The sequence below is a fragment of the Paenibacillus sp. P22 genome (genome assembly GCF_000469945.2).
In the GTDB taxonomy this organism is placed as follows: Bacteria; Bacillota; Bacilli; order Paenibacillales; family Paenibacillaceae; genus Paenibacillus_O; species Paenibacillus_O humicus.
Genome location: NZ_CBRA020000210.1, coordinates 1 through 9,041, shown reverse-complemented (window position 1 = coordinate 9,041; position 9,041 = coordinate 1). Strand labels below are relative to the sequence as shown.

The following is a 9,041-nucleotide window of genomic DNA, read 5'->3' as shown; positions in this document are numbered from 1 at the left end:
TCGCGGCGAAGGTGAATATCGAAGTTGACGACAGCTGACGACCTGCTGCTCTGCCACATGCTCGTTCGTAAACACCTTTGTTTTCAACAAGGAATTGCAGGAGAGATAGCACAAGGTCACGGAAGGTTTTGGCGTRATDMATGAAACTATGAATCAAATAGATGAACCACAGATAAAAAATTATGTAATGATTTCTCATTTAAAGAGAGCAAAGATTTATAGATCTTTAGAGCAAAAAAATAAAGCTATCTTGGAATATGGTGAATTATTATCTAAATTTTCTAGTTCATCAAAAAACAATAAACATTATCTTACTGCAAAAATACAAAGAGCTATTTTATTGTTTGAAGAGGATCAAGAAAATGAAGCATTAAGCGAAATCAATGAAGTTATTGACCATCACAAAAACAAGAAAAGTATTATGATGAAAACATTTGTTGCTAAAGCGTTATATCAAAAAGCTATATTCGTTGGAAAAAAAGGTGATCTTGAATTAGCGATGCAACTATATTTTGAGGTACATTTAACTTATAAAGATGAAATAAATGTGAATATCATTGAAGTAGTAATAATGTCGTTAATTGGGAAGGCTATAGCATTTGAGACAAAGGGCGAGAATAATGAAGCTATCCAGGTGTATAATGAAATTGATAAACAATATCATTTGGTCCCAGAAAGAATCATTCAAAAACTAGTTATAAAATCCATGATTAATAAAGGAAATTTATTATTACACTTAGAAAGATGGGGCCTTGCACATGAGCATTTTGGTGAGGTAGTAAATAGATTCAATGGGAAGGATGAATTCAAGCAGTCAATTATCACTGCAAATATAGGCATTGCAATAGCTTTAAAAGGTCTGATGAAATATAAGGATTCATTTGATATTTTAAATTCAATTAACAGATCGGATATAGAAAATTCTGAACTTATAGAGGAATTATTGAATCAGTATTGCGATATTGGGTATTTACTAACAATTGAGAAGAACTATCATTCTGCAAAGATAGCATTTTTAAATGCTTTTATGGATGGGAATATATTTGCAGGTAACAATTTGTCTTATTTAATAAGGAGGTATCCAGATGAGAGTGATAATTTCCCAAATCATGAACTTTTACTTGCAGAAGGTTTAAAAATTAATGAACCATTTTCATTGGTTAATAGAGCGCTACTGTTCATTGATGAGAATACAAATGAGTCATGGATCAATGCAAGCAAATGTTTTTCAAAAATAAATGAATTGGAGAGTGTCATAGAATGGTGGCACAAATTAGCTGCAAATGAGAATGATCCAGAAGGACATCTTGTAATTGGAATGTTGTTAATTAATAATCCTCACCATGATCCAGACGGTTTTTCAGTACAGCAAAGATTTTCTTATGTTGCTCACAATTATTCATTTCCTGAATGGCTCATTGCATCATATTAATAATCGATTTAAATATCTAATATATAGAAAAATTATTGGAATCTGTTATAGTGCACGGCATAAGAAGAAACGGCACTACTAGGGCATTTCTGTTCATTAGTGCCGTTTTCCTATTACCTTTACTGACATCCTCAATTTTTGAGATTAATAGTTCCTCTTCTTATCAAGAGACGAAATGAAATGTAGAGAGAACCAGCGTCGCCCCCAGCTAATAAGTTTAGCGCCACGAATGGGCACCATAAGACCATATATCATAATAAACTTATCTGAAAGCTTGTTCCGGCGGCCTACATCATGTGCTTATTGCTAACAAGCTAAGCTTCCCTAAAGCAGCTAAAAAAGCTAAAAAAAGCTAAAAAAAGCTAAAAAGTTAAAGAAGCTAAAGAAGCTACAGCAGCTACAGAAGCTACAGCAGCTACAGAAGCTCGCGCCGCAGCTGCTCGGCCGACTTCGGCGACAAATAGCCGATCGGAAGGTCGAACAGGGTTTTCGCCCCCTTATTTCCCTCTTGGCTCAAACGATGCCCCGCTCTCGCGCATGCGACCAGAACGCTTGCCGTGAATTCCGGATTGCTTTCGAGCTTCAGGCCGAACTCCATAATCTGCTTCGTTCCGGTACCGGTCACACCGCTGCGGATGACAAAACCGCCATGCGGCATGCCTTGATGCTCCGCTTGCAGCTGTTCTTCGGTAATGAAGGTTACGGTCGTATCGTAGTCGGAGAAGTAGTTCGGCATGGTGACGATTGTCTCGGCAATCGCCTTTTTATCCGCGCCTTCCTCCGCAACGACAAAACATTCCCTTACATGCTTGTCCCGCGTCGCGAGCTCCGGCGTTTGACCCGAACGGATCTGGTCGATGACTTCTTGAACCGGCACGGTATATTGAACTCCCGCCTTGACGCCAGGTATCCGGCGAATGGCATCGGAGTGGCCTTGGCTGACGCCTTTGCCCCAGAACGTGTACTCTTGGCCTTGGGGAAGAATGGCTTCCGCCAGGAGACGATTGAGCGAGAATAGACCCGGATCCCAGCCTGTCGAGATAATGCTGAGCGTGCCTGACTGCAAGGCAACGGCATGGACCTTTTCAAAGAATTCCGGAATTTTGGCATGGGTATCGAAGCTGTCGACGGTGTTGAACATACCCGCAATCGCGGGAGTCTGCTCAGGCAGGTCGGTGGCGGAGCCCCCGCATAGAATCATGACATCGATAATGCCCTTGTATTGCTCTACGGCCGAAATAGGTTCGAAGCGGACGCCTTCTCCGCCGATCATTCCATCAGGCTGTCTGCGGGTAAAAATAGCCGCAAGCTCCATGTCCGGATTTTGAGCGATCGCTTTCTCCACGCCTTTTCCGAGGTTTCCGTAACCTACGATGCCTATTTTGATTGTCTTTTGCACCAAAATCCCTCCCCATTGGGTTCATTATGTATATCCATCCAGTATATATAGAGGTTACATGAAGTGTAAATTAGTTGATGAAAAAAGAGGATTCGGGCGAAGTCCTCCAAATCCGTCCCGTTCCCATTTTGAGACCTCTCCGCGGTTGGTCCGTATAGTACGGCTAACACAAAAATCCGTTTTTTGGCAAAGATGGAGGGACTGCGAATGCGATTGCGGATCGATGGAGTCGTCAAGGAATTCGACGGCAAAAAGGTGCTCCAGGGAGCGTCCTATACGTTTGAGAAAGGGAAAATCTACGGCCTGCTCGGACGCAACGGCGCGGGCAAAACAACGCTGTTCAACTGCTTGAGCGGAGAAATGGGGATGGACGGAGGGAAAGTGCTTCTGGAGGAAGACCGTCAGGCACGGGAGCTGGACGAGCAGGACGTCGGCTACGTCTATTCGCTGCCCATCCTGCCCGAGTTCCTGACCGGCTACGAGTTCGTCCGGTTTTTCATGGACATCAACCGGGGCAGGCTGCAAATGGACCGGACCATTAATGAATACTTTGACATGATGAGCATGACCGAGGAGGATCGGCATAAGCTGATCAAAGGTTATTCCCACGGCATGAAGAACAAGCTCCAGATGCTGCTGTTCCTCATCACCAAGCCGCTGGTCATCCTGCTGGATGAGCCTCTTACTTCCTTCGACGTCATCGTGGCGCTGGAAATGAAAACCATGCTGCGGGAAATGAAAAGGGACCATATTCTCATCTTCTCCACGCATATCCTGCAGCTCGCCTCCGATCTATGCGACGAGCTGGTCGTTCTGAGCAAGGGCAGGCTGTCCTCCGTGCCTGCCGATCTGCTGCGCAGCCCGGAGTTCGAGCAGAGCGTCATCGATCTGCTGAAGGACGAGAGCCATGCAGAAAACGCTTAGCACCCTGATCGCGATCCGCACCTCGTCCATGGCGAATCTAGTGATCTACTACCTTCAGAAGCTGCCGCTTGTCGGCAAGCGGATTCCAGACAGGCTCTACGCCAAGCTGGGCGCGAAGAAAATCTTGTCGGCAGCGGCATTCCTCCTCAGCCTGCTCGGGAACTTTGCCGGCAAGCTGGCGTTTGTCGGACTATTTCTCTATTTGCCGGTGTCGGCCGTGCCGGATCTATCCGGGGATGAGCGGTGGACGCTGTTTCTTCATCTGTTTTTCCTGACCAGCTTTGTCGCGGCGGGCGTCAGCGCAGCGACCATTCTGGAGCCCAAGCGGGAGAAGTACGTCGCGGTCAAGCTGATGAGGCTGTCTCCGGCCCGATACATGAAGGCAGCACTGGCATACCGCTATGCGGCTTATTTTGTTTTTTATGTGCCGGTCCTGATCATTTTCGCTCTGGCGCTAGGGGCTGGCGCGCTGGATGCCATCCTGCTCGCAGCGGCGCTGACCCTGTGGCGGATTTTCATGGAATATCTTCATCTGTTGCTGTATGACCGCAAGGGAATCATCCTGATCAAGAAAGTCGGGCTGGTCTGGATCGTCATCTGCCTCTCGTTCGCGGCTGCATATGCGCCGCTCCTGAGCGATGCCGTACCCGCAGCCGGAGCCTGGATGCTCAGCCGGCCCATTCAGCTTGTAATGGCGGCGGCCGGCTTGCTTGCGGCCGTCCGGCTGTGGCGCTACAAGCAGTACAGAAGGACGGTCGATGCCGCCGCCAAGCGGGATGACCCGCTGCTGGACGTCGGACGCATGATGTCGGAGGCGCAGAAGACAAGCGTCCAATCAAAGGACAGCGACTATACCCTGCAATCAAGAAGCAAGCTGGAAGGACTGGAAGGCTACCGCTATTTGAATGCGATCTTTTTTGCCCGCCATCGCAGCCTGCTCGTAGCCCCAGTCAAAATGCGCCTGATCGTCATTGGAGCGGGGGGAGCCTTGCTGGCCGCAGCCGCGCTGGCATTTCGCGAGCAGCTCGACGGGCTCGGGCTGGAGCTGGCGATGGTATACCCGTATCTTTTGCTGGGCTTCAACTTCATCGCGGTCGGAGAAAAAATGTGCAAGGCCATGTTTTACCACTGCGACCTCAGCCTGATGCGGCACAGCTTCTACCGGTCGGCCGCGAGCCAGCATTTTCGCCTTCGCCTTGTCCGGATCGCAGCCTTCAACCTGCTGATCGCCGCGGCTCTCGGAACGGTCCTTGCCATCCTGCAAGCCGCAGCGGGCAACGATTGGCTGGGGATGGAGATTGTGCTGTTATGGATATCCGTCTTGTTCCTGTCGCTCTTCTATTCCGTCCATCATCTGTTCATGTACTACTTCTTCCAGCCCTACTCTACGGAGCTCAATGTGAAAAATCCGCTGTACTTCATCTTCAGCTTGTTCATTTCCATGCTGGGAGGAGCCTGCATCGTGCTTAAGCCGGCAGCGGGAACATTCGCCTCCTTGGCGGCAGGCTTGGCGCTGGTGTATCTGGCTGCCGCGCTGCTGATCATCCGCCGCAGCGGCCAACGCACTTTCCGCGTGAAGTGAAGGAGAGAGCGGCCATGTGCTTCCCCATAGGGGGGAGAGTTCGCCCGCTTTTAGATGAGTTTGGGAGTCCAAGCGGGGGACATGATTCCTCGGCATTCATTTATGCCCTCTATTCTAAACATGCCCTCGGCTGATTCCGATATAAGGATGATCCCTTCATTTCCGGGGGACCTCTGGAAACAGGACCGATTTCGCAAACGATATCAAAGGGAGCATGGACTGCATGTTTAGATTTAGAAGCCGCCTGGTATTCAAGCTGTCGATCATGATTTTGTCGACCCTCGTCATCCTGTCCTCCGCCTTGATCTACCTGCAGATACGCAGCACCAAGAAGGCAAGCGAAGAAGCGATAGGCAGCTTCAGCATGCACACAGCGGAGGCTTATGCGGGGCAATTCGATTTGAAATCCTATGAAACGTACCTGAAGGATGCCGGGGAGAATGATCTCTATTGGAGCCTTCGCGAGGAATTGAACCGCTACCGGCTGCAGATCGGGGCGCAGTACGTCTATACGGTGAGAATCGACGATAAAGGGCAGCCCCTCATTGTCATCGACGGTCAGCCGAAGGGATCGGACTCGGCTTCGCCGATCGGCGAAGTAACCGATGTGCCCAAGGAAGCGGTTGAAGCGATCCTGAAGGGACAGACAGCCAAAACCGGCATCATCGAGAATACGGAGTACGGCGATTACATTTCCTCTTATGCACCGCTTCTCGATTCGGCGGGAACGGTTATCGGCGCGATTGGAATCGATACGAATGTGTCGGTGTCCAATACGATCTATCGGGAAGTCATGCATAAAAGCATGCCTCTGTTCGCCCTGATGGGAATTCTGACGTTGGCTGTGTTTCTGCTCATCGCGCTGTTCATGTCCCGGGCATTGCGGCCCTTGGGAATGATCGTTAAAGGTGCGGAAGCGATGGCCCGGGGGGATCTCGCGGAGGCGAAAAGCCATCTGGATATTCGGCGGGCAAGCTCGAAGGACGAGATCGGACAAGCTTATTCGGCCATGATGAAGATGACCGAGAGATTGGGCGTCACGCTCGGGGATGTCGTCCGCGATGTCAAGATGACCACGCATGATCTCGTTCATTCCACGGATCAGTTCCGGACGGAAGCGGACCGGATGGTGGCTTTGAACGTGCAGCTCGGACAATCGATCGCGGACATGGCCGAGGGAGCGGAGCATCAGCGTTCCGGGGCGGAGGAAAGCGCAAAATCGATGGAGGAGATTACCCAGGCCATCCAACGGGTGTCGGAAGCTTCATCCAGCGTGTCGATCGCTTCCATGGGAGCGCTGGAAACAGCGGAGCAGGGCAGAAGCTCGATTCTCTGGCTGAGAGAGCAGGTCGCATCCATCTCCGATGTGGCGGAGCAGACGACGAATTCCGTGCAGGTGCTGAACAGGTACATGCATGAGATAGAACCCGTGCTCTACGCGATAACGGCCATCGTCGAACAGACCAAGCTATTGGCTCTGAACGCCTCCATCGAGGCTGCGAGGGCGGGAGAGCATGGAGCGGGCTTTGCGGTCGTGGCCGGCGAAGTCCGGAAGCTTGCGGAGTCGTCTTCCGTGTCCGTGACGCAGATTACCTCGCTCCTGCAGCAAATCCAGCAGGAGTCGGCTCTGATCGGCGAGAGGATGGCGGAGGAAGCCGAGGAAATGGTCAGAGGGACAGAGCTTTCCAGCCAGGTGGAGGCGCTGTTTGTCGATACGGTGGATCGGTTCCATTTTGTGAACAGCCATATCCAGGAGATTTCCGCCGCTGCGGAAGAGGTGCTGGCGGGCTCCGAGGAGGCCGCCGCATCGGTAGAGCAGATCGCCCGGATTACAGCGGCAACGGCGGAGAACGCGGCCTCGATCCAACGGATGTCGACGATTCAGCTGGAGGCGGCAAAGCGGATCACCGATACGACGGAGCTGTTGAAGAAAAGGAGCTCCACTCTGGAAGCGGCTGTAGAAAGGTTCAATTTATAACCGGATCAGACATGCAGAGCCTGGGGGAACAATCACCTCGGCTCTGTTTTTTAATGCGGACCTGACAAAGAAAGATGGAGGATCCCTCATGGATCCTCCATCTTTCCTTGTTGAAGCGATATGCCGCTGCCTGTCTCGCGCCTGAGCTAGAGACCGTAGATGCGGCTGTACTTCTCTTCCAGGTAGTCCACCAGATAGTCGGCCTTCAGATCCTCGCCGGTGACCTGGCGGATCAGCTGCTCCGGCGTGTAGAGCTTGCCGTGACGATGAATTTTATCCTTCAGCCATTCCTGGATGCCTTCGAAGCGGCCGGCTTCGATGTCGGCATAGAAGTCGGGCTTCTCGCGCAGAATCGTGTTCAGCAGCTGGGCTGCGTACAGGTTCCCGAGGGAGTAGGAAGGGAAATAGCCGAAGCCGCCGAAGGACCAGTGGACATCCTGCAGGACGCCCTCCGTATCGTTGGCAGGCGTAATGCCGAGGTATTCCTGCATCTTCTCGTTCCAGATCGCCGGCAGCTCCGCCACCTCGATGTCTCCGTTGATCAGCGCCTTCTCGATCTCATACCGGATCATGATATGAAGGTTGTACGTCAGCTCATCCGCTTCCACCCGGATCATCGTCGGCTGCACGCTGTTGATCGCCCGGTAGAAGTCATGCTGGCTGACGCCTTCCAGCTGCTTCGGGAAGTGCTCCTGGAGCTTGGGATAGAAGTACGTCCAGAACGGCTCGCTGCGGCCGATCATATTTTCCAGGAAGCGGGACTGGGACTCGTGGATGCCGAAGGATGCTCCGCTGGATAGGACGGTTTCTTCGAAACGCGGATCGATGTTCTGCTCATAAATGCCATGTCCTGCCTCGTGGATCGTCCCGAATACCGCAGATCGCACATTATTCTGGAGATATCGGGTCGTAATCCGGACATCCCCGGTGTTCATGGACTGGGCGAACGGATGCACCGTCTCGTCCAGCCGTCCCGCGTTCATGTCGAAGCCGAGGATCGGAAGGAAGTAGTGGTTGAATTTTTTCTGCTGGTCCACCTCGAATGCTTGCTCGAAGACGGCTGTCGAAGGCTTGTTGCCGGAGCGGTTGATCCTCTCCAGCAAGCCCACGCTGCTCTCCCTCAGCTTGGCGAACAACGGATCCAGTACCGCCACGCTTAAACCCGGCTCGAATTCATGCAGAAGCGCATCATAAGGATGCTGATCATAGCCGAAAATCTCAGCCATCTTGCGGTTGAAGTCCACGATCTTCTCCAAATAAGGCTGGAAGAGGGAAAAGTCGCTTCTCTCTCTGGCTTCTTCCCATGCATGGTTGGCTTTGGAGGTGAGGACGACATAATCGCGGTACATGTCTTCGGGAATTTTCTTGAAGCGCTCATATTCTGCAGTGCGTTCCCGAAGCTGCGCCTGCGTAATTTCGTCCAGGTCGGCCTGTACCTCGGGAGCGGACAGGAGGCGGAGCAGAGAGCCCATCTCCTCCGATACGGATAATTTGAACTGCTCCGTTCGGAAGGTCCCGATCGCTTTGGCGAACAAGTCTCTCCCTTTCTTGGGAGCAGTTACCTTCTGGTCCCATCCGACCAGACTCGAAATCATGCTTAGATGAGCGATCTTTTCTTCCAATGCTTTGTACTGTTCGACAGCTGTCCGAATGTTGGGATCGAGGGATTTCAGTTCCATGCCAAAAGCCTCCCATTAGAAACGATTGTTGTTTCCCCGCAAAAAAG

At 51.3% G+C, this 9,041-nt stretch carries 6 protein-coding genes; 4 read left to right on the top strand and 2 right to left on the bottom strand.

Annotated features, from left to right (window positions below; genetic code table 11):
* The first annotated feature begins 148 nt into the window (after positions 1-148).
* The gene (locus BN871_RS23015) at positions 149-1,432 is read left to right on the top strand and encodes a hypothetical protein (RefSeq protein ID WP_157060371.1); all 1,284 of its coding nucleotides are present in this window, start codon (positions 149-151) and stop codon (positions 1,430-1,432) included.
* Between the two features lie 415 nt (positions 1,433-1,847).
* On the opposite strand, the gene BN871_RS23010 is transcribed toward BN871_RS23015, so the two are convergent.
* The gene (locus BN871_RS23010; protein ID WP_048749160.1) at positions 1,848-2,831 is read right to left on the bottom strand and encodes a diaminopimelate dehydrogenase; all 984 of its coding nucleotides are present in this window, start codon (positions 2,829-2,831) and stop codon (positions 1,848-1,850) included.
* Positions 2,832-3,038: 207 nt separating this feature from the next.
* Between BN871_RS23010 and BN871_RS23005 the strand changes: the two genes are divergently transcribed.
* The 3 genes from BN871_RS23005 (at position 3,039) to BN871_RS22995 (ending at position 7,315) form a co-directional block, all read left to right on the top strand.
* Entirely contained in the window at positions 3,039-3,755 is a 717-nt protein-coding gene (locus tag BN871_RS23005; protein WP_048749158.1) for an ATP-binding cassette domain-containing protein, read from the top strand.
* Complete coding sequence (locus BN871_RS23000; protein WP_048749157.1) at positions 3,739-5,337, top strand: hypothetical protein; 1,599 nt, start codon at positions 3,739-3,741, stop codon at positions 5,335-5,337. Before BN871_RS23005 ends, BN871_RS23000 begins: the two co-directional genes overlap by 17 nt.
* A 223-nt stretch (positions 5,338-5,560) precedes the next feature.
* On the top strand, positions 5,561-7,315 hold the full coding sequence (locus BN871_RS22995; protein WP_048749154.1) for a methyl-accepting chemotaxis protein: 1,755 nt from the start codon (positions 5,561-5,563) through the stop codon (positions 7,313-7,315).
* A 146-nt stretch (positions 7,316-7,461) separates the two neighbouring features.
* Here BN871_RS22995 and BN871_RS22990 read toward each other — a convergent pair whose 3' ends face one another.
* Positions 7,462-8,994, bottom strand: a complete 1,533-nt coding sequence (locus tag BN871_RS22990; protein ID WP_048749151.1) for a carboxypeptidase M32 — start codon at positions 8,992-8,994, stop codon at positions 7,462-7,464.
* Positions 8,995-9,041 lie beyond the last annotated feature (47 nt).